Source organism: Pradoshia sp. Z3_51, assembly GCF_058215915.1.
The window spans coordinates 36,292-61,786 of sequence record NZ_JBZAJC010000016.1 but is presented as its reverse complement, the minus strand read 5'-3'; the positions used below and the strand labels follow the sequence as shown (position 1 = coordinate 61,786).

At 39.9% G+C, this 25,495-nt stretch carries 25 protein-coding genes, 6 tRNA genes, 1 rRNA gene and 2 other annotated features; all 32 genes read left to right on the top strand.

What is annotated here, in order from left to right:
* Positions 1-82 precede the first annotated feature (82 nt).
* Positions 83-155: transfer RNA gene (locus tag AC4BHA_RS18215), tRNA-Lys, on the top strand.
* Between the two features lie 80 nt (positions 156-235).
* Positions 236-310 (top strand) — tRNA-Gly (locus AC4BHA_RS18210).
* Between the two features lie 14 nt (positions 311-324).
* A tRNA-Leu gene (locus tag AC4BHA_RS18205) sits at positions 325-410 on the top strand.
* 8 nt (positions 411-418) lie between these two features.
* Positions 419-495: transfer RNA gene (locus AC4BHA_RS18200), tRNA-Arg, on the top strand.
* A 6-nt stretch (positions 496-501) separates the two neighbouring features.
* Positions 502-578: transfer RNA gene (locus AC4BHA_RS18195), tRNA-Pro, on the top strand.
* 12 nt (positions 579-590) lie between these two features.
* Positions 591-666, top strand: a tRNA-Ala gene (locus AC4BHA_RS18190).
* 3 nt (positions 667-669) lie between these two features.
* Positions 670-786, top strand: a 5S ribosomal RNA gene (gene rrf / locus AC4BHA_RS18185).
* Between the two features lie 253 nt (positions 787-1,039).
* Entirely contained in the window at positions 1,040-1,501 is a 462-nt protein-coding gene (locus AC4BHA_RS18180) for a CtsR family transcriptional regulator (RefSeq protein ID WP_066103078.1), read from the top strand.
* A gap of 24 nt (positions 1,502-1,525) precedes the next feature.
* A complete protein-coding gene (gene mcsA, locus AC4BHA_RS18175) occupies positions 1,526-2,059 on the top strand; it encodes a protein-arginine kinase activator protein McsA (protein ID WP_490559021.1) in 534 nt (177 codons plus the stop codon).
* Positions 2,056-3,135, top strand: a complete 1,080-nt coding sequence (gene mcsB / locus AC4BHA_RS18170; protein ID WP_066103072.1) for a protein-arginine kinase McsB — start codon at positions 2,056-2,058, stop codon at positions 3,133-3,135. Before mcsA ends, mcsB begins: the two co-directional genes overlap by 4 nt.
* A 12-nt stretch (positions 3,136-3,147) precedes the next feature.
* Positions 3,148-5,589 carry an ATP-dependent protease ATP-binding subunit ClpC gene (gene clpC / locus AC4BHA_RS18165; protein WP_490559020.1) on the top strand — a complete coding sequence of 814 codons (2,442 nt, stop codon included), beginning with the start codon at positions 3,148-3,150 and terminating at the stop codon, positions 5,587-5,589.
* 168 nt (positions 5,590-5,757) lie between these two features.
* Entirely contained in the window at positions 5,758-7,137 is a 1,380-nt protein-coding gene (gene radA / locus AC4BHA_RS18160) for a DNA repair protein RadA (RefSeq protein ID WP_066103066.1), read from the top strand.
* 4 nt (positions 7,138-7,141) lie between these two features.
* A complete protein-coding gene (gene disA / locus AC4BHA_RS18155; protein ID WP_066103063.1) occupies positions 7,142-8,212 on the top strand; it encodes a DNA integrity scanning diadenylate cyclase DisA in 1,071 nt (356 codons plus the stop codon).
* 196 nt (positions 8,213-8,408) lie between these two features.
* Positions 8,409-9,503, top strand: a complete 1,095-nt coding sequence (locus AC4BHA_RS18150; RefSeq protein ID WP_066103060.1) for a PIN/TRAM domain-containing protein — start codon at positions 8,409-8,411, stop codon at positions 9,501-9,503.
* 33 nt (positions 9,504-9,536) lie between these two features.
* The gene (gene ispD / locus AC4BHA_RS18145; RefSeq protein ID WP_140462333.1) at positions 9,537-10,238 is read left to right on the top strand and encodes a 2-C-methyl-D-erythritol 4-phosphate cytidylyltransferase; all 702 of its coding nucleotides are present in this window, start codon (positions 9,537-9,539) and stop codon (positions 10,236-10,238) included.
* Positions 10,231-10,707, top strand: coding sequence for a 2-C-methyl-D-erythritol 2,4-cyclodiphosphate synthase (gene ispF, locus AC4BHA_RS18140; RefSeq protein ID WP_066103055.1), 477 nt, complete (start codon positions 10,231-10,233; stop codon positions 10,705-10,707). Before ispD ends, ispF begins: the two co-directional genes overlap by 8 nt.
* A gap of 80 nt (positions 10,708-10,787) precedes the next feature.
* Positions 10,788-12,245, top strand: coding sequence for a glutamate--tRNA ligase (gltX, locus tag AC4BHA_RS18135; RefSeq protein WP_066103052.1), 1,458 nt, complete (start codon positions 10,788-10,790; stop codon positions 12,243-12,245).
* Positions 12,246-12,287: 42 nt separating this feature from the next.
* Positions 12,288-12,529: a binding site (T-box leader), on the top strand.
* A 181-nt stretch (positions 12,530-12,710) separates the two neighbouring features.
* Positions 12,711-13,376 carry a serine O-acetyltransferase gene (gene cysE, locus AC4BHA_RS18130; protein ID WP_066103049.1) on the top strand — a complete coding sequence of 222 codons (666 nt, stop codon included), beginning with the start codon at positions 12,711-12,713 and terminating at the stop codon, positions 13,374-13,376.
* Entirely contained in the window at positions 13,357-14,754 is a 1,398-nt protein-coding gene (cysS, locus tag AC4BHA_RS18125; protein ID WP_066103047.1) for a cysteine--tRNA ligase, read from the top strand. The genes cysE and cysS overlap by 20 nt, the downstream gene beginning before the upstream one ends.
* A 5-nt stretch (positions 14,755-14,759) precedes the next feature.
* Positions 14,760-15,179 carry a Mini-ribonuclease 3 gene (locus AC4BHA_RS18120; protein ID WP_066103044.1) on the top strand — a complete coding sequence of 140 codons (420 nt, stop codon included), beginning with the start codon at positions 14,760-14,762 and terminating at the stop codon, positions 15,177-15,179.
* Complete coding sequence (gene rlmB / locus AC4BHA_RS18115) at positions 15,176-15,919, top strand: 23S rRNA (guanosine(2251)-2'-O)-methyltransferase RlmB (RefSeq protein ID WP_490553546.1); 744 nt, start codon at positions 15,176-15,178, stop codon at positions 15,917-15,919. The genes AC4BHA_RS18120 and rlmB overlap by 4 nt, the downstream gene beginning before the upstream one ends.
* A 2-nt stretch (positions 15,920-15,921) precedes the next feature.
* Complete coding sequence (locus AC4BHA_RS18110) at positions 15,922-16,434, top strand: NYN domain-containing protein (RefSeq protein ID WP_490559019.1); 513 nt, start codon at positions 15,922-15,924, stop codon at positions 16,432-16,434.
* Between the two features lie 90 nt (positions 16,435-16,524).
* Positions 16,525-17,142, top strand: a complete 618-nt coding sequence (gene sigH / locus AC4BHA_RS18105) for an RNA polymerase sporulation sigma factor SigH (RefSeq protein WP_066103081.1) — start codon at positions 16,525-16,527, stop codon at positions 17,140-17,142.
* Positions 17,143-17,247: 105 nt separating this feature from the next.
* Positions 17,248-17,400, top strand: coding sequence for a 50S ribosomal protein L33 (gene rpmG, locus AC4BHA_RS18100; protein WP_077248002.1), 153 nt, complete (start codon positions 17,248-17,250; stop codon positions 17,398-17,400).
* A gap of 43 nt (positions 17,401-17,443) precedes the next feature.
* Positions 17,444-17,626, top strand: coding sequence for a preprotein translocase subunit SecE (secE, locus tag AC4BHA_RS18095; RefSeq protein ID WP_066103034.1), 183 nt, complete (start codon positions 17,444-17,446; stop codon positions 17,624-17,626).
* A gap of 219 nt (positions 17,627-17,845) precedes the next feature.
* Positions 17,846-18,379: a transcription termination/antitermination protein NusG gene (gene nusG / locus AC4BHA_RS18090; RefSeq protein ID WP_066103031.1), complete on the top strand. Its 534-nt coding sequence runs from the start codon at positions 17,846-17,848 to the stop codon at positions 18,377-18,379.
* Positions 18,380-18,557: 178 nt separating this feature from the next.
* Positions 18,558-18,983: a 50S ribosomal protein L11 gene (rplK, locus tag AC4BHA_RS18085; protein ID WP_066103028.1), complete on the top strand. Its 426-nt coding sequence runs from the start codon at positions 18,558-18,560 to the stop codon at positions 18,981-18,983.
* Positions 18,984-19,076: 93 nt separating this feature from the next.
* Positions 19,077-19,766 (top strand): 50S ribosomal protein L1, encoded by a 690-nt coding sequence (gene rplA / locus AC4BHA_RS18080; protein WP_066103025.1) that lies wholly within the window; start codon positions 19,077-19,079, stop codon positions 19,764-19,766.
* Positions 19,767-19,826: 60 nt separating this feature from the next.
* Positions 19,827-19,971, top strand: a sequence feature (ribosomal protein L10 leader region).
* 30 nt (positions 19,972-20,001) lie between these two features.
* Positions 20,002-20,508, top strand: coding sequence for a 50S ribosomal protein L10 (gene rplJ / locus AC4BHA_RS18075; RefSeq protein WP_066103022.1), 507 nt, complete (start codon positions 20,002-20,004; stop codon positions 20,506-20,508).
* Between the two features lie 60 nt (positions 20,509-20,568).
* Positions 20,569-20,931: a 50S ribosomal protein L7/L12 gene (gene rplL / locus AC4BHA_RS18070; protein WP_066103019.1), complete on the top strand. Its 363-nt coding sequence runs from the start codon at positions 20,569-20,571 to the stop codon at positions 20,929-20,931.
* A 114-nt stretch (positions 20,932-21,045) separates the two neighbouring features.
* The gene (locus AC4BHA_RS18065) at positions 21,046-21,654 is read left to right on the top strand and encodes a class I SAM-dependent methyltransferase (RefSeq protein WP_490553541.1); all 609 of its coding nucleotides are present in this window, start codon (positions 21,046-21,048) and stop codon (positions 21,652-21,654) included.
* Positions 21,655-21,904: 250 nt separating this feature from the next.
* On the top strand, positions 21,905-25,468 hold the full coding sequence (gene rpoB, locus AC4BHA_RS18060; RefSeq protein ID WP_066103012.1) for a DNA-directed RNA polymerase subunit beta: 3,564 nt from the start codon (positions 21,905-21,907) through the stop codon (positions 25,466-25,468).
* Positions 25,469-25,495: the final 27 nt, after the last annotated feature.

The following is a 25,495-nucleotide window of genomic DNA, read 5'->3' as shown; positions in this document are numbered from 1 at the left end:
GAGGATTAGCTCAGCTGGGAGAGCATCTGCCTTACAAGCAGAGGGTCGGCGGTTCGATCCCGTCATCCTCCACCATTATTGTGAGCCATTAGCTCAGTCGGTAGAGCATCTGACTTTTAATCAGAGGGTCGAAGGTTCGAGTCCTTCATGGCTCATTTTTTATAGATAAATAAGCGAGTGAGCAGGAACGATAACCTCATTGGCCTAAGTTCTTATCACTGCTTTACTGTATAATGCGGAAGTAGTTCAGTGGTAGAACATCACCTTGCCAAGGTGAGGGTCGCGGGTTCGAATCCCGTCTTCCGCTCCAATGCCAAGTTATATGCCGGGGTGGCGGAATTGGCAGACGCACAGGACTTAAAATCCTGCGGTAGGTGACTACCGTGCCGGTTCGAGACCGGCCCTCGGCACTCTATATGCGCCCGTAGCTCAATTGGATAGAGCGTTTGACTACGGATCAAAAGGTTAGGGGTTCGACTCCTCTCGGGCGCGCCATTATATCGGGAAGTAGCTCAGCTTGGTAGAGCACTTGGTTTGGGACCAAGGGGTCGCAGGTTCGAATCCTGTCTTCCCGACCATTTTAAAAATTTGGGGCCTTAGCTCAGCTGGGAGAGCGCCTGCTTTGCACGCAGGAGGTCAGCGGTTCGATCCCGCTAGGCTCCACCATAGTCCGGTAATGATGGCGAAGAGGCCACACCCGTTTCCATTCCGAACACGGAAGTTAAGCTCTTCAGCGCCGATGGTAGTTGGGACGCGAGTCCCTGTGAGAGTAGGACGTTGCCGGGCAGCCAAAACCAGTTCAAATTGAACTGGTTTTTTTGTATTTTAGGGAAAAAAGATCCTTTTTACAGGAAGGTTTCAGGGTTTTAAAAAAGGAAATTTGGGTAGAATTGAAGTATTGGTTTTTTATAAAAAGGTTAATTGTGCAGTATACATATAATAAGTTAGAGTAAAGTATAATGATTGCCAAATTGAGGATGCTTTTGTATAATTATAGTCAAATATAGTCAAAGTCAAAACAGTGAGAGGGGGAGCCTATATGAAAAATATATCCGATATTATTGAAAATTATTTGAAGAGCGTTCTCGATATAAGCGAGAAAGAATTGGTAGAGATAAAAAGAAGCGAAATTGCTGATAAGTTCCAATGCGTTCCCTCTCAAATTAATTATGTGATCAATACTCGTTTTACAATCGAAAGAGGTTATCTGGTAGAAAGTAAACGGGGTGGTGGGGGTTATATTCGTATAATGCGGGTACAGTCCCATGACAGAGCACATTTAATTGAACAAATCAGTAATTTGGTTGGACAGCGTATCTCTCAAAGTAATTCTGAAGATTTAATTGGCAGATTAGTTGAGGAAGAAGTTATATCTTCACGGGAAGCAAAAATCATGTTGAGTGTAATGGACCGTTCTGTACTCCATTATGATTTACCTGAACGAGATGAATTGCGCGCGCGAATCTTAAAAGCGATGTTTATGACATTAAGGTATAAATGAGTTGCTACGGAGAGGGTGAAAACAATGCTTTGTCAGGAATGTAACGAAAGACCCGCTACGATGAAGGTTACAAAAATCGTTAACGGCAAACAAACGGAAGTAAACCTTTGTGAATATTGTGCTGAAGAAAAAGGCGATTTTTTTTCATTCAATAATCTGTTAGCAGGTTTATTAAATATGGGATTAGGTATGAAATCAGCCAACTCTAAATCGCCCTTTAGTAATGAAGATCAACTGATATGTCCCCATTGTGGATTAACATACCGTGAATTTGTTAATATCGGTCGGTTTGGATGTTCGGATTGCTATAAGACATTCAATCCATATTTGGAATCCATATTAAGAAAATTGCATGGAGGGAATGTTCATCATAACGGAAAAATTCCTAAACGTGCTGGCGGAACTTTACATATAAGAAAGCAAATAAATGATTTAAAGGCTCAAATCAATGATTATGTTGAGGCAGAGGAATTTGAGAAGGCAGCAGAAGTCAGGGATCAGATTCGTTCATTAGAGAAGGAAATTGAAGCCTCTCAAGAAGGGGGCGAACAAAAATGACAATTGAACACTTTATGGAGAATGCCATCAGCTCATGGATGAACCAGGAAGGGCCGGAATCGGATATTGTATTGAGCTCAAGAGTCCGATTGGCCAGAAACGTAAAAAATGTCGCCTTTCCGATCGTTTTTTCACAGGAAGAAGCCAAAAGATTACTAAAAAAAGTTGAAGATCGTATTGGCGGTCAGTATCTTTCAGGATTAGGACATTTGGAAATGGTAAAAATGATAGATCTAAATCCATTAGATAAGCAAGTACTGGTAGAAAAACATTTAATAAGCCCTCTGTTGGCAAAACATAAAGATGTAGGTGCCTGCCTTATTTCAGAAAATGAAGAAGTCAGCATAATGGTTAATGAAGAAGATCATATCCGAATTCAATGTCTATATCCTGGACTGCAAATTTCTGAAGCTCTCGAAGTAGCAAGCAGAATTGATGATTGGGTAGAGAGTGAATTGGACTATGCATTTGACGAAAAGATTGGATACCTAACAAGTTGTCCAACGAATGTTGGAACTGGATTAAGAGCATCTGTCATGGTTCATTTACCGGGCATTGTGTTAACAAGACAGATAGACAGAGTGGTATCTGCTATTAATCAATTAGGATTGGTTGTGCGCGGTATCTATGGTGAGGGCAGCGAGGCACTGGGAAATATATTTCAAATATCCAATCAAATGACGCTCGGAAAGACCGAGGAAGACATCGTTGATGATTTAACCAGTGTAGTGGAACAGATTATTATGCAGGAAAAGGCAGCAAGGGACACATTAGTACAATCATCAAACATACAATTGGAAGATAGGGTTTTCCGTTCACTTGGTATACTGTCTCATGCCAGAATCATTGAATCCAAGGAAGCGGCAAAATGTTTATCAGATGTTAGATTAGGTATTGATTTAGGTTACATTCCTAATATATCTAAACATATATTAAATGAATTAATGATTGTTACTCAGCCTGGATTCCTTCAGCGATATGCAGGAGGGGAGTTAAATTCAAAAAACAGGGATATTCGAAGGGCTACTTTAATCAGGGATCGATTATTGATGGAAGATAAAACACAAGATGAATAGGAGGAAAACATAATGATGTTTGGTCGATTCACAGAAAGAGCACAAAAAGTATTGGCACTTGCACAGGAAGAGGCAATTAGGCTTGGGCATAATAATATTGGCACTGAACATATCTTGCTTGGTTTAGTGAGAGAAGGGGATGGAATAGCTGCTAAAGCGCTCTATGCTCTTGGGTTAAGTCCTGAAAAAATTCAGGAAGAGGTTGAGAGCCTGATTGGTAAGGGATCTGAGACTGTACAAACTATTCATTATACTCCTCGTGCTAAAAAAGTCATTGAATTGTCTATGGATGAAGCCAGAAAGCTGGGACATTCTTATGTAGGTACTGAACATGTCTTATTAGGGTTAATTCGCGAAGGCGAAGGTGTAGCAGCCCGTGTTCTGAATAATCTGGGTGTAAGTTTGAATAAAGCAAGACAACAGGTATTACAACTCTTAGGCAGCAATGAAGCAGGTATTCATCAGGGAGGATCATCTTCTGCAGCAAGCACGCCTACCTTGGATAGCCTTGCCCGTGATTTGACTGCGATTGCGAGAGAAGGCAGCCTGGATCCGGTAATAGGAAGAAATAAAGAAATACAACGGGTTATTGAGGTATTAAGTCGTCGTACTAAAAATAATCCTGTGCTTATTGGTGAACCGGGAGTCGGTAAAACAGCAATTGCAGAAGGACTCGCCCAACAAATCATTAATAATGAAGTTCCTGAGATCCTTCGAGATAAAAGAGTTATGACACTCGATATGGGGACAGTTGTTGCCGGTACGAAATATCGCGGTGAATTTGAAGATCGCCTTAAAAAAGTGATGGATGAAATTCGTGCTGCAGGTAATGTTATTCTGTTTATTGATGAACTCCATACCTTAATTGGTGCAGGCGGAGCCGAAGGAGCAATTGATGCCTCCAATATTCTAAAACCTTCATTGGCTAGAGGGGAATTGCAATGTATCGGAGCCACAACACTTGATGAATATAGAAAATATATTGAAAAAGATGCAGCTTTGGAAAGACGCTTTCAGCCAATTCAGGTTGACGAGCCAACAATTGAGGAATCTATCCAAATACTTAAAGGCTTGCGCGATCGCTATGAGGCACATCACAGAGTATCAATCACAGATGAAGCAATCGATGCTGCAGTTAAGCTATCTGATCGGTATATCTCCGATCGGTTCCTACCAGATAAGGCAATTGACCTGATTGATGAATCAGGTTCCAAGGTAAGACTCCGTTCCTACACTACGCCGCCTAATTTAAAGGAACTTGAAGTTCGCCTGGAAGAGGCACGAAAAGAGAAGGATGCGGCTGTTCAAAGTCAGGAATTTGAAAAAGCGGCATCATTGCGTGATATCGAACAAAAATTACGTGAAGAACTTGAGAATACAAAACGTGAATGGAAAGAGAAACAAGGGAAAGAAAACAGCGAAGTTACCGTAGAAGATATTGCGCACGTTGTATCGAGCTGGACTGGTATACCGGTTACGAAGCTTGCACAAACTGAATCTGATAAGCTTCTGAATATGGAGGAGATTCTCCATAACCGTGTGATTGGTCAGGAAGAAGCAGTTATAGCTATTTCTAAAGCTGTGCGTAGAGCAAGAGCTGGACTGAAAGATCCTAAACGTCCAATCGGGTCATTTATCTTCCTTGGTCCTACAGGGGTTGGTAAAACAGAATTAGCTAGAGCACTGGCCGAATCAATGTTTGGCGATGAAGATGCAATGATTAGAATTGATATGTCTGAGTATATGGAAAAGCATTCAACATCCCGCCTTGTTGGGTCACCTCCAGGATATGTTGGGTATGAGGAAGGCGGACAATTAACAGAAAAGGTTCGTCGTAAACCATATTCCGTTGTGCTTCTTGACGAAATTGAAAAAGCGCATCCGGATGTCTTTAATATCCTGTTACAGGTATTAGAAGATGGACGTCTGACAGATTCAAAGGGTAGGACAGTTGATTTTCGTAACACAATTTTGATTATGACTTCCAATGTCGGAGCTCACAGTTTGAAAAAGAATCGATATGTTGGGTTCAATATGCAGGATCAAGGCCAGGATTATAAAGATATGAAAGGCCAGGTTATGGAAGAATTAAAACGTGCTTTCCGTCCAGAATTCCTAAACAGAATTGATGAGATTATTGTGTTCCACTCTCTGGAAAAAGAGCATTTGAAATCGATTGTTACGTTGCTGGGTGACCAGCTGATTAAACGCTTGGCTGAGCAGGATATTAATCTTGAATTGACGGAAGCGGCAAAAGGAAAAATTGTAGAAGAAGGCTATGATCCAGATTATGGAGCACGTCCTTTGAGAAGATCTATCCAAAAACATGTTGAAGACTTCTTATCAGAACAACTGTTGAAAGGAAAGATTGAAAAAGGTAAAAAAATTACTATCGATGTGGTTGATGGTGAGTTTACTGCCAAAACAGGGGATGAAGTAATAGCTGCTAAGTAAGAAATATTGGTTTGAGGGCACTGCCATAGGGTTGTGCCCTTTCCTTACAGATAGCTATAAATACTTTATAATGACAAATAATAAGAATAAGAATAGCGATATAATCCGTAAAATAAAAAGAGAAGCACATAATTAGTTAATTTATTCCCCGGAGAGGATTAAAGAAATATGGCAAAAAAGAAAACGAAATTTATCTGCCAAAGTTGTGGATATGAATCAGCAAAATGGATGGGGAAATGCCCTGGCTGTAATGAATGGAATACCATGACAGAGGAAATTGAAATAACAGCTAATAAAAATCAGAGACGTACAGCTTTTACCCATTCGGATCAGGCAATGGCGAAACCTACATCGATTACTTCCATAGGTACGGAGCAGGAACCTCGCGTATTGACAGATTCAAATGAACTCAATCGTGTTCTTGGAGGAGGAATTGTACCTGGGTCCTTATTATTGATAGGTGGAGATCCAGGAATTGGAAAATCTACTTTATTACTGCAGGTTTCATCCCAGCTAGCGAATAATAATTACGATGTTTTGTACATATCTGGCGAAGAATCAGTGAAGCAAACAAAACTGAGGGCTGTTAGACTGGGGGTATCTTCAGACCATCTCTATGTTTATTCTGAAACAGATATGGGGATGATTGAACAAGCTATCAATGAAATGAACCCTAATTTTGTCATAATCGACTCTATTCAAACAGTATTCCATCCTGATGTAACATCTGCTCCAGGCAGTGTATCACAGGTTCGTGAATGTACAGCTGAATTAATGAGACTGGCTAAGACAAAGGGAATTGCAATATTTATTGTTGGCCATGTTACAAAAGAGGGTAATATTGCCGGACCGAGACTATTGGAACATATGGTGGATACCGTGCTCTATTTTGAAGGGGAACGTCATCATACTTATCGTATTTTAAGGGCAGTCAAGAACAGATTTGGTTCTACAAATGAAATGGGTATTTTTGAAATGAAGGAAGAAGGATTAGAGGAAGTTTTGAATCCTTCGGAGATATTCCTCGAAGAACGTTCTCAGGGCGCAGCGGGTTCAACTGTCGTAGCTTCGATGGAAGGAACACGGCCCATACTTGTAGAAATACAAGCCCTCATTTCTCCATCTATCTTCCCTAATCCAAGAAGGATGGCAACAGGAATTGACCATAATCGTGTCTCTTTGTTAATGGCTGTTCTGGAGAAAAGAGTTGGTCTCTTACTTCAAAACCAAGATGCATATTTAAAGGTCACCGGTGGAGTAAAGTTGGGTGAGCCTGCTGTAGATTTGGCTGTAATTGTCAGTATAGCTTCAGGCTTTAAAGACGTACCTACTAGAGCAACGGATTGTATTGTTGGTGAAGTTGGATTAACCGGTGAAGTTAGAAGGGTATCGCGGATAGAGCAAAGAGTAAAGGAAGCAGCGAAGCTTGGATTTGAGCGTATTATCGTGCCTGCCAATAATTTGGGTGGCTGGAAACCTCCGTCAGAAATCAAAGTGATTGGAGTCAATTCGGTAAGCGAAGCTTTAAAATATGCATTAGGGGGTTAAGGTAATGGATAAAAAGGCAGCAGAAAAAGCCAAGGCGCAAATCATTCAATTGGTATCCCCAGGCACACCCTTTAGAGAGGGCCTCGATAATGTTTTGCGTGCCAATACGGGTGGATTAATTGTGGTTGGATATAACGATAAAGTTAAAGCCCTTGTAGATGGAGGATTTAAAATCGGCTGCCCTTTTTCACCCAGTTATCTATATGAATTAGCTAAAATGGATGGAGCCATTATCCTTAATGAGAAAGTAGAGACCATTATGCTTGCGAATGCCCATCTTGTACCAGATAAAACGATACCTTCAATGGAAACCGGAATGAGACATCGAACAGCCGAGAGAATTGCTAAAGAGACGAAGGCATTGGTAATAGCCATTTCTCAACGAAGAAATATCATTACTCTTTATCAAGGAAACTTTCGATACGTGCTGAGGGAATTGTCTGTGATATTAACAAAGGCTAATCAAGCGATGCAAACACTTGAACGATATCGTTCTGTTTTGCAGGAAAGTATTCATAATTTAAGTAAGCTGGAATTTGAAGAGATGGTAACATATGCGGATATTCTATATGTAATGCAGAGGCTTATAATGGTTATGAGAATTAAAACCGAGCTTTTGATTTATATGAATGAATTAGGTGTTGAAGGAAGGCTGCTGCGTTTGCAATTACATGAAATGCTGCATGTGGTGGAACAGGAGGTAATGCTTGTCTTAAAGGATTACACAATTGATTCGGAGGGCCTTAAGCCAGAACAGGTTTTTCAGGCATTTGTTGATTTATCCTATTCAGAATCTGTTGAGGACACAGCTATTATGAAAACTCTTGGATATACAGGGTTTGTACCGATGGAACAGATCGTCTCACCCTGTGGGTATCGGGCCCTTCATAAGATACCAAGGCTGCCCTTTAGTATCATCCATAATCTCGTAAAGAGGTTTGGCAAGCTATCTAATTTGTTGAATGCAAGCGTAGCGGATTTGGATGACGTAGAGGGTATAGGAGAAGTAAGAGCTAAAAAAATCCACCATGGGCTGAGACATATAAAAACAGAAATTGGGCAGCACAGCTTATAAGATAAGATAAAATATGGAAGTTCTGACATCTGTCTGACGTATAATCAGGTTATAATAATAGATAATGCATAAAAAAGGCTGATATATGCTTTTTGTTACAGTGTAATTACATCTTCTTTACAGCAAGTTAATTAATGGGTAAAAACTATTAAAGCAGGAAAGTCCTCGTTTATAATTATTAATGGGAGGTGAAGGAATGTTAAAAAGAATTATACAACTGTGTTTCTTAATCGTAGGAGGAGCTATAGGAATCATCGTATTGCCAGATTTATTTTCATTAATTACTGATAATTCATTTATTACTAATCCTATTTTTACTGGTTTCGCAGGTGCAATTATTTTTTATATCATTACTTTCTGGATGGTTGATCATGTAGTACATTTCATTAAATGGGTGGAAGAACAATTAATTATTGCTCCCATCACGGATATTATATTTGGAAGTATGGGGCTTTTACTTGGCCTTCTATTGGCCTTCCTTATTGGTCTTCCGCTGAATTCAATTCAGTTACCGATCATCAACACAGTCGCTCCAATTCTCTTGACTTTAATATTTGGTTATTTAGGCTTCCAGGTGGGCTTTAAAAAACGGGATGAGCTAACCAACCTTGTGACTAACTCGGTTAAAACAAGGAAAAAAGGTACAGAGCAAGATGGCGATACAGAAGCTGCTCCATCCAATATAAAAAGGAAAGTTCTCGATACAAGTGTAATTATCGACGGACGTATTGCAGATATTTGTAAAACTGGCTTTTTGGAGGGACCTATCGTTATTCCGCAATTTGTGCTTGGTGAATTGCAGCATATTGCTGATTCTTCTGATGCATTGAAAAGAACAAGGGGAAGAAGAGGGCTCGATATTCTGAATAAAATCCAAAAAGAGCTTCCAATTGAAGTTGAGATGTATGAAGGTGACTTTGAAGACGTACAGGAAGTAGATAGTAAGTTGGTCAAATTAGCCAAGGTATTGGACGGTATTGTTGTAACAAATGACTTCAATTTGAATAAAGTCTGTGAGTTCCAAAATGTCCAGGTATTAAATATTAATGATTTAGCAAATGCAGTTAAACCGGTGGTTATTCCTGGTGAAGAAATGCTCGTCCAAGTTATCAAGGATGGGAAAGAGCAAAATCAGGGTGTAGCGTATCTGGATGACGGAACGATGATTGTGGTTGAAGAAGGCCGAAATTATATCGGTAAGAAGATTGAGGTCATTGTTACATCCGTTTTACAGACTTCGGCTGGACGTATGATATTTGCGAAACCAAAATTATTGGAAAAAGCATTATAAGAGAAATAGCTATCGATGATATAGGAGTAGAAGATGGATTATGAAGTGATTATCCCTGCAGCTGGGCAAGGGAAAAGAATGAAGGCAAGTAAAAATAAGCTTTGGATTGAACTGAAAAATAGCCCGATTATCGCACATACCTTGTCTGTGTTTGGCACGGATAAGCATTGTAAACAAATTATTTTGCCAATCAATCCTGCTGAAAAAGAAGAATTTAATAGGCTGATCAAAACATTGTCACTACCGACTCCTATTGTATTGATAAATGGCGGCAGCGAGCGGCAATATAGTGTCAGTAATGGGTTGAAAGCCTTAAGTGACGAGGCAGAAATCGTCCTCGTGCATGATGGAGCAAGACCGTTTATTAATCATTCTATGTTAAGAAATTTAATTGCTGATGCAAAAGAGTTCGGTGCAAGTGTGTTAGCTGTACCTGTTAAGGATACGATTAAACAAGTCAGAGATACCATGGTAGAGAAAACAATCGATCGATCAAGCTTGTGGGCAATTCAAACCCCGCAAGCTTTTCGTGTGTCTCTGTTAAAAGAGGCACATGAGGCAGCGGTTAGCGCAAATTACCTTGGAACAGATGATGCGAGTTTGGTTGAGCAGATTGGGAAGAGAGTAGCCATAACAGAAGGAAATTACGATAATATTAAAATTACCACACCAGAGGATCTATATTTTGCTGAAGCGATTCTGGAGAAAAACTTAAAAGGAGACCGTCATGTTTAGAATAGGACAAGGTTTTGATGTACATCAATTAGTAGAAGGACGACCATTGATTATTGGGGGTATTACTATTCCTAATGATAAAGGATTGCTTGGGCATTCTGATGCGGATGTTCTGCTCCATACTGTAGCAGATGCATGTCTGGGTGCTGTCGCAGAGGGAGATATCGGAAAGCATTTTCCGGATACTGACCCGGCTTTTAAAGATGCCGATTCTAAAAAGCTTTTAACTCATGTATGGAAACTTGTAAAGCAAAAGGGATATAAGCTAGGCAATATTGATTGCACAATCATTGCAGAGCGGCCGAAAATGCGCCCTTATATCGATCAAATGCGTGAAGTGATAGCCGGTCTACTTGAAGGTGACATGGAACAAGTAAACGTAAAAGCTACTACAACTGAAAAGCTTGGATTTCCAGGCAGAGGTGAGGGCATAGCGGCTCAAGCTACGGTTCTTTTAATAAAAGAATAGAACTGGTGGTTTTAAACCAGATTAAAATAGTGGTAAAATGAATCCTACTTAGGTACTTTATCATTTGGGAGGAAATATTAATGACTAGCAGTATACGTGTTCGGTACGCTCCAAGTCCAACTGGACATCTTCATATCGGTAATGCCAGAACAGCTTTATTTAACTATTTATTTGCACGCAGCCAGGGTGGCAGCTTTGTTATAAGGATTGAAGATACAGACCAAAAAAGAAATATTGCCGGTGGAGAAGAAAGCCAATTAAAGTATTTGAAATGGCTGGGCATGGATTGGGACGAAAGTGTCGATGTACCTGGTGCATATGGACCTTATCGCCAATCAGAACGTACTCATATTTATGAGGAATATTATCGTGATCTTATTAAAAGAGATATGGCTTATAAATGCTATTGCACAGAAGAAGAACTAGAACAAGAACGTGCGGAACAGATGGAACGTAATGAAACTCCGGCTTATTCGGGTAAATGTCGCCATCTGACAGAAGAAGACCATGCAAGGCTCGAAGCGGAAGGCAGAAAGCCAAGCATTCGCTTTGTTGTTCCAAAAGGTAAAGTATACACATTCAATGATATGGTTAAAGGTGATGTATCGTTTGAATCTGATGGCATTGGAGACTTTGTCATTATTAAAAAAGATGGAATTCCTACGTATAACTTTGCAGTAGCAATTGATGATCATTTAATGGAAATATCTCATGTACTTCGCGGAGATGACCATATCACCAATACGCCTAAGCAATTGATGGTTTATGAAGCCTTTGAATGGGATCCTCCTGTTTTTGGCCATATGACATTGATTGTCAATGAGAGCCGTAAAAAATTAAGTAAGCGTGATGAATCCATTATTCAGTTTATCGAGCAATATGAAGAACTTGGCTATTTGCCTGAGGCTCTGTTTAATTTTATTGCGCTTTTAGGATGGTCTCCAAGCGGTGAGGAAGAAATCTTCTCGAAGGAAGAATTTATCTCAATCTTTGATGCAGACCGATTATCTAAATCACCAGCTTTGTTTGATAAACAAAAGCTTACGTGGATGAATAATCAATACATGAAAAAGGTTGATACGGAACGAGTGCTTGAATTGGCGTTGCCTCATTTACAGCAAGCAGGTCTTGTACCAACTGAAATGTCTGAGGAAGAACATCATTGGGTACAAAAGCTTATAGCTTTATATCAGGATCAAATGAGCTACGGAGCAGAAATCGTGGACCTATCAAGCATCTTCTTTAAGAAAGAGATTGTTTATAATGATGAAGCGAAGGAAATACTGGGAGAAGAACAGGTTCCTGAGGTATTGAAGGCCTTCCTTGATGAAGTAAAGAGTATGCCTGAATTTGTTGACAGTGAGATTAAGGCAGCAATTAAACGAGTGCAAAAAGAAACAGGCCATAAAGGCAAAAAATTATTTATGCCTATCCGTGTAGCGGTAACCGGACAAGCTCACGGTCCTGATCTGCCAAAAGCAATCGAGCTTTTCGGCCGCAATCGAGTGATTTCTCAATTAGAAGAACTTTTACGTTAACATTTTAACCGTAATATAATATAGTATAATTAAACATTCATACTTAAAGTGATGAATGGGGATAAGTAGGATTAAAGAAGATGTTTATTAGAGAATAACCATCATTGGCTGGAAATGGTTATAACCTCTCTTAATCTGAATGCACCCCTGAGCCCTTCTTTGAACGCCTGGTAATTTAGGTCAGTAGAGGAAGGCGGCATACCCACTGTCGTTAAAAAGGGGAAAGTTGGAGCTCGATACTTAAGCTCAAACAGAGTGGAACCGCGCCTATAAGCGTCTCTGTCTTTTGGACAGGGCGCTTTTTTTATGCAGAAAAATGGCCGATGATGGGAGAAACAGGATGTTTATTATACGATCTTTAGGAAGGATAAGTTACCGTGTTTCCATCTTTCGTAAAGTACATCTCTAGAGAAGAGAAAAGTACTGCTTGTTTTTGCTTTTATGCGTTTAAGGAGGGGTAACATCATGTGGAAACGGTTAAAAGAAGATATAGACGTTATATTTGAACAGGATCCTGCAGCAAGATCGACAATTGAAATCATCCTGACGTATTCAGGTTTACATGCTATCTGGAATCATCGAATTGCACATTTTTTTTATAAGAGAAATTTCAAATTTATTGCCAAGGTCATCTCCCAGTTTAGCCGATTTTTAACCGGTATAGAGATACATCCGGGAGCGACAATCGGCAGGCGCTTTTTTATTGATCATGGCATGGGTGTCGTTATTGGAGAAACTTGCGAGATTGGTGATAATGTGACTGTATACCAGGGGGTTACACTTGGAGGTACAGGTAAAGAGTCAGGCAAACGTCATCCAACAGTTGAGGATAATGTATTGATTGCAACGGGGGCTAAAGTGCTCGGCTCCATCGTCATAGGGGAAAACTCGAAGGTTGGAGCGGGTTCAGTGGTTTTAAAAAATGTCCCTGCCAACTCAACGGTAGTCGGCATTCCCGGTAAGGTAGTTATCAAAGATGGCGTACGATTAAAACAAGATTTAAATCATCGGGACCTTCCTGACCCTGTAGAAGATCATTGCAATCGAATGGAACAGGAAATTGATATATTAAAGAAAGAGATAATGGATTTGCGAAAGGAGTTAAATAAACGTGAGCGTTCAAATTTATAATACACTGACAAGAAAAAAGGAAACCTTTCAGCCGATTGAAGAGGGAAAGGTTAAGATGTATGTGTGCGGTCCGACTGTATACAACTATATTCATATAGGGAATGCGAGACCGGCGATTGTATTTGATACGGTCCGCAATTACTTACAATATAAAGGCTATGATGTAAAGTTTGTTTCTAATTTTACAGATGTTGATGACAAGTTAATCAAAGCAGCTCGTGAACTGGGAGAAGATGTACCGGCTACAGCTGACCGGTTCATTAAAGCTTATTTTGAGGATGTTGGAGCACTTGGATGCAAAAAAGCTGATGTGCATCCAAGGGTAATGGAAAATATGGACTTAATCATTGAATTTATTCAGGCCCTAATAGATAAAGGAATGGCTTATGAATCCAGTGGGGATGTGTACTACCGTACAAGAGATTTTAAAGATTATGGAAAGCTTTCGCACCAGTCCATTGATGAGCTGCGGGTAGGCGCGAGAATAGAAGTAGATGAGCGGAAACAGGATGCACTTGATTTCACTTTGTGGAAAGCGGCTAAAGATGGTGAAATTTCTTGGGATAGCCCATGGGGCAAAGGAAGACCGGGTTGGCATATAGAATGTTCTGCGATGGCTAAAGAATACTTAGGTGATACGATTGATATTCATGCTGGAGGACAGGACTTAGCATTCCCTCACCATGAAAATGAAATTGCACAGACAGAAGCTTTAACCGAAAAGCCATTCGCAAATTATTGGATGCATAATGGCTATATTAATATTGATAATGAAAAAATGTCTAAATCTCTCGGTAATTTTGTAATGGTACATGATATTATTAAGCATCATGATCCGGCAGTATTAAGATTCTTTATCCTGTCCGTTCATTACAGAAATCCAATTAATTACAGTGAAGAGTTATTAGAGTCAACGAAGATTTCATTGGACCGCTTGCGAACTACTTACGAAAACTTAAAACACCGCCAAACGGCAAGCACCAATATTACTCATAACGATGCGGAATGGTTCGAGAAAATCGGAGAATTACATGCAATGTTTGAAGAAGCAATGGATGATGATTTCAATACCGCAAATGCTATTTCGGTATTGTTTGAACTATCAAGGCAAGGAAATTATTATCTGTTAGAAAAAGTGACCTCCGATGCAGTTATTGAAGCATTTTTAAATGAGTTTCGTATTTTATTTGATGTACTCGGTATTAAGCTTGAGGTTGAACAATCGCTTGATGCTATGGTAGAAAAATTAATTGAAGAACGTAATCGGGCAAGAAAAGAACGTAATTTTACTCGCTCTGACGAGATTAGAGATGAGCTAAAAGCAATGAATATTATTTTGGAAGATACTGCCCAAGGTACACGCTGGAAACGGGGATAAAAAGAATGCTTGAGGACTTAAAGGAATTAGATGTAACGGCTTTGGGAAGTCTGGCTCTGGCCTATATTGGAGATGCGGTATATGAAGTATATATTCGCCATCATCTGCTATCTATTGGACAAGTAAAACCAAACAGGCTTCATAAAGAAGCAACGAAGTATGTATCTGCTAAATCACAGAGTGCAGTCGTACATTATTTATTAAATGAGCATCTTCTAACTGAAGAGGAAGAAGCTGTTATCCGCAGAGGGAGGAATGCTAAGTCAGGCACAATCCCAAAAAATACAGATGTGCAAACATATAGATACAGCACAGCTTTTGAAGCATTAATTGGTTATCTATATGGGAGCAAGAAACAGGAACGTCTTGATGAAATTATAGAGTTGGCGATTCAATTTAAAGAGAGGAGTGAAGTGCAGAGATGAGCGATGATTTAATTATGGGACGTAATACCGTCTTAGAGGCATTGCGATCGAAACGCGATATTCATAAGATTTGGATTGCAGAAGGAGCTACGAAAGGGCAGATTCAGCAGGTAATCGCGGTTGCAAAAGAAAATAAAGTTATGATACAAACAGCACCAAAGAAAAAACTGGATCAAATGATTGAGGGGAATCACCAGGGAGTTATTGCTCAGGTGGCGGCCTATCAATATGCAGAAATTGACGACATGTTTAAGCTGGCGGAATCCAGACAGGAAGACCCATTCATTCTATTGCTTGATGAACTGGAGGATCCGCACAATCTGGGTTCTATCTTAAGGACAGCTGATGCATCCGGTGTTCATGGTATCATCATTCCTAAGCGGAGAGCGGTTGGGTTAACAGCTACAGTTGCTAAATCATCGACCGGGGCAATTGAGCATATCCCGGTTGCACGCGTAACGAATTTATCACGCACGATAGAAGATTTAAAGGAACGCGGTGTATGGATTGCTGGTACAGATGCGAAGGGAAGCCAGGATTATCGGTTGATGGATGGAACGATGCCTCTTGGGATTGTAATTGGTAGTGAAGGGAAAGGAATCAGCCGGGTAATCAAGGAAAAATGCGATTTCTTATATCACTTGCCAATGGTGGGGCATGTTACCTCTCTCAATGCAAGTGTGGCAGCCAGCTTGCTAATGTATGAAGTATATCGAAAGCGATATCCGTTAGAGGGATAAAGATGGAAACCATACTGGTGGTAGATGGCTATAATATCATAGGTGCATGGCCTGATTTGCGCAAGCTGCGCGATCAGGACCTTGCTGCCGCTAGAGACTGTTTAATTGAAATGATGGCTGAATTTCAAGGTTTTTCCGGACACCGGGTTATAATTGTATTTGATGCTTACTTCGTACAGGGAATGGAGAAAAAGTATAGAAATTCAAAAGTTGATGTTATTTTTACAAAGGAAAATGAAACAGCTGATGAATGTATCGAAAGGCTGGCTTCTAAATTAATAAAAATAAATACTCGTGTGTATGTTGCGACATCAGATTACACGGAGCAGCGAACCATCTTTGCGCAGGGGGCTTATCGGAAATCTGCCCGTGAACTGTTGCAGGAGATGGAATATGTAGAAAAAGAGATTGAAAAAAAGGTCGTGCAAACAAAGGATGAACAGCCTGTATCAAGGATCCCGTTAAGTCGAGAAGTGTCGGAAATGTTCGAAAAATGGAGGAGAGGAAATCTGTGAGGGCATTGACGCTATAAAAGCGCTTACTGTATAATATTGCTATCTTTGGTATCTTACGGAGGGATCGGTGTGGCAATTTCTATCGGGGTAATGCTGGATGATGATTATGGTCATATGGAAGATGAACTGTTAGTCGACCGGGTTCATCAAGGGGACAGCGGGGCCCTGGATTTTTTGATCCACAAATACAGAAACTTTGTAAGGGCTAAAGCGAGAACCTATTTTTTAATAGGTGCAGATAAAGAAGATATTGTTCAGGAAGGTATGATTGGTTTATTCAAGGCCATCCGAGATTATAAGGAGGACAAGCTTACATCCTTTAAAGCGTTTGCTGAGCTCTGTATTACCAGGCAAATTATTACTGCTATTAAAACTGCGACAAGGCAGAAACATATACCGCTCAATTCCTATGTCTCTTTGGATAAGCCTATCTATGATGAAGAGTCAGATCGCACATTGATGGATGTTATAACAGGTGTTAAAGTTATGGATCCAGAGGAATTAATTATTAATCAAGAAGAATTTGATTATATTGAGCTTAAAATGAGCGAGCTGCTAAGTGATCTGGAACGAAAAGTCCTGTCTCTGTATTTAGATGGACAATCCTATCAAGAGATATCAGAGGAATTGGATAGACATGTTAAATCAATTGATAATGCATTGCAAAGAGTAAAGCGTAAATTGGAACGGTATCTAGAAGTTCGCTAGTTTAGTATATTCATAGGGTTATATCTTTAACCCGCTTATTGACAGACAATTTCCTACATGATAAATTTGTAGTGGACTTGTTAATTAAAATAAAGGTGCATTTTTATGAATAAAAAAGTTATCATCGCATGTACAAAATGCGGTTCAAGGAACTATTCAACGAATCATAACCAGTCTAACCAAGAAAAGGTGCGACTGGAGCTAAATAAATTTTGTAAAACTTGTAATACGCACACACCTCATAAACAAACAATCTAATGATTTGGATTGTAAAACTGTATTGGCTGGAGGTTTCAAATTAATGCGACGCATTCTAGAATTCTTCCGAGGCGTTTCTCGAGAAATGAAAAAGGTAAGCTGGCCTAAGAAAAAAGAGCTTACAACCTATACGATAACTGTTTTATCAACAGTCATCATTATGGCAGTGTTTTTTGCGGTTATTGATCTAGGGTTATCCGAACTTATACGTGTCATTCTTAAATAGTGAATAAACAGCACAAAACATGGTATAATGAAAACTAGCATAAGAAAAGACTTGAAAGCCCGGAAACGGGTTTTTTAATTTGTCTAAAAAATAGATTCGATACTTAGCAGGAATCTGCTGGATTTAAAATTTGCGCAAAAATTAAAAAATAACAGCTGACAAGATATATTTGAATATCACTGTTTGCAAGGAGGGAAGGACGTTTAGTCCTAATAGAATATGGAGAAAAATTGGTATGTTGTTCATACGTATTCCGGATATGAAAATAAAGTTAAAGCGAACTTAGAAAAACGTGTAGAGTCAATGGGTATGCAAGATAAGATCTTCCGTGTCATTGTTCCGGAAGAAGAAGAAACTGATTTCAAAAATGGTAAGAAGAAAGTAGTTAAGAAAAAGGTATTCCCAGGATATGTACTCGTGGAAATTGTTATGACAGACGATTCTTGGTATGTTGTCCGCAATACACCAGGTGTAACTGGGTTTGTAGGTTCGACTGGATCAGGTTCTAAGCCGGTTGCGTTAATGCCTGAAGAAGCAGCAGTGATTCTGAAAAGAATGGGTATGGACGAAAAAAGAATTGAAATCGATTTGTTTATTGGCGATTCAGTTAAAGTTAAGGAAGGTCCCTTCGCTGAATTTGCTGGTACAATAGAAGAGTTGGACAAGGCTAAGGGTAAACTGAAAGTTCTTGTTAATATGTTTGGCCGCGATACCCCGGTTGAATTGGATTTTGACCAGGTGGAAAAATTATAATCCTGAAAAACTTGCCTTTCATATTAAAAAGTGATAATATTTCTAGGGTCAGTATGTCTCAAGACAGAGACCTGAACTAATGGTAAATTCTTTATGAGTGAAATAAAGAATGATTGTATATTTGAGTGGGAGGGCAAAGCCCAATTACCACATCACGGACGATAAGGAGGTGTGTCTCGTGGCTAAAAAAGTAATTAAAATCGTGAAATTGCAGATTCCTGCAGCTAAAGCTAATCCAGCTCCACCGGTTGGTCCAGCATTGGGTCAAGCAGGTGTTAACATCATGGGTTTCTGTAAAGAGTTTAATGCTCGTACAGCAGAACAAGCAGGTCTAATCATTCCTGTTGAAATCACAGTATTTGAAGACCGTTCTTTCACTTTTATTACAAAAACTCCTCCAGCAGCTGTTCTTCTTAAGAAAGCAGCAGGAATTGAGTCTGGTTCTGGTGAACCAAACCGTAATAAAGTGGCAACAGTTAAGCGTGACAAAGTACGTGAAATCGCTGAATCCAAAATGCCTGACTTAAATGCAGCAAGTGTTGAATCAGCTATGCGTATGGTAGAAGGTACTGCACGCAGTATGGGAATTGTCATCGAAGACTAATTGTTGTATGGAGGTTGCGAATGTACGGTACATCGCAACCTTTTTCGTGGGAGGTCAATTCCGTTAAAACCACAATATTAGGAGGATATAATAATGGCTAAGAAAACTAAAAAATACGCTGAAGCTATTCAGCTTATCGATCGTACAAAAGCTTATTCCGTAACAGAAGCAATTGAATTAGCGAAGAAAACAAGCTTCACTAAATTTGATGCAACTGTAGAAGTAGCATTCCGTCTTGGAGTTGATCCTAAGAAAGCTGATCAACAAATCCGTGGAGCGGTTGTACTTCCAAACGGTACTGGTAAAACACAACGTGTATTAGTATTTGCTAAAGGTGAAAAGCTTAAAGAAGCTGAAGCTGCAGGTGCTGATTATGTTGGAGATACTGACTACATCAACAAAATCCAACAAGGTTGGTTTGACTTTGATGTTATCGTAGCAACACCTGATATGATGGGTGAAGTTGGTAAATTAGGTCGTGTATTAGGACCTAAAGGTTTAATGCCAAACCCTAAAACAGGAACTGTTACATTTGATGTTGAAAAAGCAATCAATGAAATTAAAGCTGGTAAAGTAGAATACCGTGTTGATAAAGCGGGTAACATTCATGTTCCTATCGGAAAAGTTTCCTTCGAAGATAGCAAGCTAGTTGAAAACTTCACTACAATTTTTGAAACTCTTCAAAAAGCGAAGCCAGCAGCAGCTAAAGGAACTTACATGAAGAATGTAGCTGTTACTACAACTATGGGACCTGGAATCAAGGTAGATCCATCTTCTTTCTAAGCTAAAAAATAAAATTTGACAACAGGGTAGTTATTTAATATAATTACAAATGTTGTTATAAATAATTTAACATTTATGCCATAGACAGCAGGTGCGGTTAAAGCTTAATTTCCTGCCGAGGTATTCGATCATAATAGAACTATTTTGTTCGGACTATCATCGTACCTCCATGTCTGTCATGATATGGAGGTTTTTTTACGGGTGTGAATGGTAACATTCTACAGGAGGTGTTAATATGAGCAATGCGAATAATGTTAATGCAAAGAAACAAATTGTTGATGAAATCGCTGGTAAACTGAAAGACAGTGTATCCACAGTTGTTGTTGACTACCGTGGTTTAAACGTTGCTGAAGTTACAGAACTTCGTAAACAATTACGTGAAGCTGGCATCGAGTTCAAAGTTTACAAAAACTCCATGACTCGCCGTGCTGCTGATCAAGTTGAACTTTCTGACCTTAACGAAGCTCTTACTGGACCAAATGCGATTGCATTCAGTACTGAGGACGTTGTAGCTCCGGCTAAAATCTTGAACGACTTCGCTAAAAAACACGAAGCTCTAGAAATTAAAGCAGGTGTAATCGAAGGAAACGTTGCAACTGTTGAAGAAGTTAAAGCTCTTGCAGAACTTCCATCTCGCGAAGGTTTGCTTTCTATGTTGCTCAGCGTGCTTCAAGCACCTATCCGCAACTTGGCACTTGCTACAAAAGCAGTGGCAGAACAAAAAGAAGAACAAGGAGCTTAATTGCTTCTTGATTAGAAATACGTATACAACGATTTATTAAAAACTAAGGAGGAACTTATAATGACTAAAGAACAAATCATTGAAGCAGTTAAAAATATGACTGTTTTAGAACTTAACGATCTTGTAAAAGCAATTGAAGAAGAATTTGGCGTAACTGCAGCTGCTCCTGTAGCTATGGTTGGTGCTGCTGGCGGAGAAGCTGCAGCTGAAAAAACTGAATTTGATGTTGTTCTAGCTAGCGCTGGAGATCAAAAAATCAAAGTTATCAAAGTAGTACGTGAAATCACTGGCCTTGGTCTTAAAGAAGCTAAAGAAGTTGTTGATAACACTCCTAAAGCTATCAAAGAAGGCGTTTCTAAAGACGAAGCTGAAGAAATCAAAGCTAAACTTGAAGAAGTTGGCGCTGGTGTAGAAGTTAAGTAATTTTACACACATCATATGAAAAGGCTCGCTGCAAATACAGCGGGCTTTTTCTGACTTTAGAAATAGGTTTTCGTTAAAATGATCCGAAATGCAATTGGTCAGGAGGGATCTGGGTTGTCAGATCATTATTATTCCCGCAATCCTCAGGTTGATAGTAATCCTGATGAATGGAGCTATACTTTAAGAGGGAAGACATTTCGTTTTAAAACAGATGCTGGTGTTTTTTCTAAACGTGAGGTTGATTTTGGCTCAAGATTGTTAATCGAGGCCTTCGTGGAACCTGCGGCTTCCGGCAAACAGCCAATCATTGATGTCGGCTGCGGCTATGGACCGATAGGTTTATCTTTGGCTGATTCTTTTTCTGACAGAACAATTCATATGGTAGACGTGAATGAAAGAGCTCTCCATTTGTCAGGGGAAAATGCTCGAATCAATGAGATCAAAAATGTTAAGATTTATGAGAGTTCTGTTTATCAAAATGTTACGGAAGCTGAATTTGCGGCGGTTGTTTCGAATCCGCCCATCAGAGCCGGAAAAAAAGTGGTTCACGAAATACTTGAAAGAAGTAAGAGTGTTTTACAGGATGGCGGCGAGTTGTGGATTGTCATTCAAAAGAAACAGGGAGCTCCATCCGCAATGGCTAAAATGGAAGATGTTTTTGGAAACGTTGAGGTCATTATAAAGAAAAAAGGGTACTATATTTTGAAGTCTAAAAAAGTTTGACTTGACAATATGCCTATGTTAATATTAAAAAATGCATATATATAATTTGGGACACCCTGCACATTTTGGTAAAGAAACAAATAAATGTGTATATGTTCTGGAAAATATGGAAAAAATAAACCAATACTATGCGTTTTTGAAATTGAGGTTTTCAGATTGAAACCCTTTTTCTTTTTTTGTTCTATCAGCTTGTATATGGCTGTTAGAATATAAATTCTATCATAAACGCTTTATTTGAGGGGTGAATCAGTTGACAGGTCAACTTGTTCAGTATGGACGACATCGCCAACGCCGGAGCTATGCGCGCATTAGCGAAGTGCTCGAATTACCGAATTTAATTGAAATTCAAACCTCTTCCTATCAATGGTTTCTTGATGAGGGCTTAAGAGAAATGTTCCAGGACATTTCCCCTATCGAGGATTTTACAGGAAATCTGTCTCTTGAGTTTATCGATTATAGCCTCGGAGACCCGAAATATCCTGTGGAAGAATCTAAGGAGCGGGATGTAACCTACTCCGCCCCATTACGGGTTAAAGTAAGACTTGTAAACAAAGAGACGGGAGAAGTTAAAGACCAAGATGTCTTTATGGGTGATTTCCCTCTCATGACGGAAACGGGAACGTTTGTTATAAACGGTGCCGAACGTGTTATCGTATCCCAATTAGTACGATCCCCGAGTGTATACTACAGCGGGAAGGTTGATAAAAACGGAAAGCGTGGATTCACAGCTACCGTAATTCCAAACCGCGGAGCATGGTTGGAATATGAAACTGACGCGAAAGATGTAGTTTACGTAAGAATCGATCGTACAAGGAAGTTGCCGGTAACGGTTCTTTTGCGTGCTCTTGGATTCGGCTCTGATCAAGAAATCATCGATCTAATCGGTGATAACGAGTACATCCGTAACACATTGGAAAAAGATAATACTGAAAGTACAGAAAAAGCTTTGCTTGAAATCTATGAGCGTCTTCGCCCAGGTGAACCACCTACGGTCGAAAATGCGAAAAGTTTGCTTGTATCACGTTTCTTTGATCCGAAGAGATATGATTTGGCAAATGTAGGACGCTATAAAATTAACAAGAAACTTCATATAAAAAATCGTCTTTTCAACCAAAAAGTAGCTGAAACTTTGGTGGACCCTGAAACAGGAGAAATCTTAGTTGAAAAAGATACTTTGTTGGATCGCCGTACTCTCGATAAAATCATCCCTTACTTAGAAAATGGGATTGGCTTCAAAACGTACAACCCTGTTGGGGGAGTCGTGGAAGAAGATGTACTGGTTCAAAATGTAAAAATCTATGCACCGAGCGATGCTGAAGGTGAAAAAGTAATTAATGTTATCGGCAATGCTTATGTAGAAAAGAAAGTTAAAAACATTACACCTGCTGATATTGTATCTACTATCAGTTACTTCTTTAACTTACTGCATGGTGTTGGCGACACAGATGATATCGATCATTTAGGTAACCGACGTCTGCGTTCAGTTGGTGAGCTATTGCAAAACCAATTCAGAATTGGTTTATCCCGTATGGAGCGTGTGGTTCGTGAGAGAATGTCCATCCAGGATACAAACACAATTACACCGCAGCAGCTTATTAACATTCGCCCGGTTATAGCTTCTATTAAAGAATTCTTTGGAAGCTCCCAGTTGTCTCAGTTTATGGATCAAACAAATCCACTTGCTGAATTGACACATAAACGGAGATTGTCTGCACTTGGACCTGGTGGTTTAACAAGGGAACGTGCCGGAATGGAAGTTCGTGACGTTCACTATTCCCACTATGGACGTATGTGCCCAATTGAAACACCTGAGGGACCAAACATTGGTTTGATTAACTCACTATCTACATTCGCAAAAGTAAACCCATACGGTTTCATTGAAACGCCATATAGAAGGGTAGACCCTGCGACAGGCAAAGTAACTGATCGAATGGATTACTTGACTGCTGATGAAGAGGATCTTTATGTAGTGGCACAGGCAAATGCCCCGCTAACTGAAGATGGTGGATTTATGAACGAGGAAGTTGTAGCTCGTTTCCGTGGTGAAAATACAGTTGTTAAACGTGATCGCGTTGACTATATGGACGTATCACCTAAACAGGTTGTATCAGCTGCAACAGCTTGTATCCCGTTCCTTGAAAACGATGACTCCAACCGTGCCCTTATGGGAGCGAACATGCAACGTCAAGCGGTTCCGCTTATTCGTCCGCAGGCTCCAATTGTTGGTACAGGTATGGAATATGTATCCGGTAAAGATTCCGGTGCTGCTGTAATTTGTAAGCACGATGGAATCGTAGAACACGTGGAAGCCAGAGAAATCTGGGTAAGACGTGTTAGTGAAGTAGATGGTGAAGAGGTAAAAGGTAATCTTGATAAATACCGTACCCTTAAATTCATCCGTTCTAACCAAGGAACATGTTATAACCAACGTCCGATCGTTAAATCGGGTGACCGTGTTGTTAAAGGAGAAATTCTTGCAGATGGTCCGTCCATGGAGCTTGGCGAATTGGCATTAGGCCAAAACGTACTTGTTGCCTTCATGACATGGGATGGTTATAACTATGAGGATGCCATCATTATGAGTGAACGTCTTGTTAAAGACGATGTATATACTTCTATTCATATCGAAGAATATGAATCTGAAGCTCGTGATACTAAACTTGGACCGGAAGAAATTACACGTGACATTCCAAACGTTGGGGAAGATGCCCTGCGCAACTTGGATGACCGTGGAATCATTCGCATCGGTGCCGAAGTTAAAGACGGTGACCTTCTAGTTGGTAAGGTAACTCCTAAAGGGGTTACGGAGCTGACTGCAGAAGAAAGATTGTTACATGCAATCTTTGGTGAGAAGGCTCGTGAAGTTCGTGACACATCTCTCCGTGTACCGCATGGCGGTGGAGGAATTGTCCATGATGTTAAAGTCTTTACACGTGAAGACGGTGATGAACTGCCACCAGGTGTGAACCAGTTGGTACGTGTATACATCGTTCAGAAACGTAAGATCCATGAAGGAGATAAAATGGCCGGTCGTCACGGTAACAAAGGGGTTATCTCCCGAATTTTACCTGAAGAAGATATGCCTTTCCTTCCGGATGGAACACCTGTCGATATCATGTTGAACCCATTAGGGGTACCATCACGTATGAATATCGGTCAGGTATTGGAATTGCACTTAGGTATGGCTGCAAGACAGCTTGGAATCCATGTGGCAACTCCTGTATTTGACGGTGCGCGTGAAGAAGATGTTTGGGATACAATCGAAGAGGCTGGTATGTCTCGCGATGCGAAAACAATTCTTTATGACGGCAGAACTGGAGAACCATTTGATAACCGTGTTTCCGTTGGTGTCATGTATATGATCAAACTGGCACACATGGTTGATGATAAACTTCATGCCCGTTCAACAGGACCTTACTCACTTGTTACGCAACAACCATTGGGTGGTAAAGCTCAATTCGGTGGTCAGCGTTTTGGTGAGATGGAGGTATGGGCACTTGAAGCATATGGTGCTGCATACACACTTCAAGAAATCCTTACAGTTAAATCTGATGATGTTGTTGGTCGTGTGAAAACTTATGAAGCAATTGTAAAAGGTGACAATGTACCTGAACCGGGCGTTCCGGAATCTTTCAAGGTTTTAATCAAGGAACTTCAAAGTTTAGGTATGGATGTTAAGATTCTTTCTGGTGATGATAAAGAAATTGAAATGCGTGATCTGGAAGATGATGACGATATTCACCAAGCAGATACATTAACCATAGATCCTGATGTGAAAAGTCCCGAATCAGAAACAGTTGGTACAATCGAGTAACCTTAGTGATATTGGGATACGGAAAGG

Bases quoted from the DNA above. Each gene is read 5' to 3' on its own strand.
- AC4BHA_RS18180 (WP_066103078.1), top strand. From the start codon at position 1,040: ATGAAAAATATATCCGATATTATTGAAAATTATTTGAAGAGCGTTCTC.
- mcsA (WP_490559021.1), top strand. From the start codon at position 1,526: ATGCTTTGTCAGGAATGTAACGAAAGACCCGCTACGATGAAGGTTACA.
- mcsB (WP_066103072.1), top strand. From the start codon at position 2,056: ATGACAATTGAACACTTTATGGAGAATGCCATCAGCTCATGGATGAAC.
- clpC (WP_490559020.1), top strand. From the start codon at position 3,148: ATGATGTTTGGTCGATTCACAGAAAGAGCACAAAAAGTATTGGCACTT.
- radA (WP_066103066.1), top strand. From the start codon at position 5,758: ATGGCAAAAAAGAAAACGAAATTTATCTGCCAAAGTTGTGGATATGAA.
- disA (WP_066103063.1), top strand. From the start codon at position 7,142: ATGGATAAAAAGGCAGCAGAAAAAGCCAAGGCGCAAATCATTCAATTG.
- AC4BHA_RS18150 (WP_066103060.1), top strand. From the start codon at position 8,409: ATGTTAAAAAGAATTATACAACTGTGTTTCTTAATCGTAGGAGGAGCT.
- ispD (WP_140462333.1), top strand. From the start codon at position 9,537: ATGGATTATGAAGTGATTATCCCTGCAGCTGGGCAAGGGAAAAGAATG.
- ispF (WP_066103055.1), top strand. From the start codon at position 10,231: ATGTTTAGAATAGGACAAGGTTTTGATGTACATCAATTAGTAGAAGGA.
- gltX (WP_066103052.1), top strand. From the start codon at position 10,788: ATGACTAGCAGTATACGTGTTCGGTACGCTCCAAGTCCAACTGGACAT.
- cysE (WP_066103049.1), top strand. From the start codon at position 12,711: ATGTGGAAACGGTTAAAAGAAGATATAGACGTTATATTTGAACAGGAT.
- AC4BHA_RS18120 (WP_066103044.1), top strand. From the start codon at position 14,760: ATGCTTGAGGACTTAAAGGAATTAGATGTAACGGCTTTGGGAAGTCTG.
- rlmB (WP_490553546.1), top strand. From the start codon at position 15,176: ATGAGCGATGATTTAATTATGGGACGTAATACCGTCTTAGAGGCATTG.
- AC4BHA_RS18110 (WP_490559019.1), top strand. From the start codon at position 15,922: ATGGAAACCATACTGGTGGTAGATGGCTATAATATCATAGGTGCATGG.
- sigH (WP_066103081.1), top strand. From the start codon at position 16,525: ATGCTGGATGATGATTATGGTCATATGGAAGATGAACTGTTAGTCGAC.
- rpmG (WP_077248002.1), top strand. From the start codon at position 17,248: ATGAATAAAAAAGTTATCATCGCATGTACAAAATGCGGTTCAAGGAAC.
- secE (WP_066103034.1), top strand. From the start codon at position 17,444: ATGCGACGCATTCTAGAATTCTTCCGAGGCGTTTCTCGAGAAATGAAA.
- nusG (WP_066103031.1), top strand. From the start codon at position 17,846: ATGGAGAAAAATTGGTATGTTGTTCATACGTATTCCGGATATGAAAAT.
- rplA (WP_066103025.1), top strand. From the start codon at position 19,077: ATGGCTAAGAAAACTAAAAAATACGCTGAAGCTATTCAGCTTATCGAT.
- rplJ (WP_066103022.1), top strand. From the start codon at position 20,002: ATGAGCAATGCGAATAATGTTAATGCAAAGAAACAAATTGTTGATGAA.
- rplL (WP_066103019.1), top strand. From the start codon at position 20,569: ATGACTAAAGAACAAATCATTGAAGCAGTTAAAAATATGACTGTTTTA.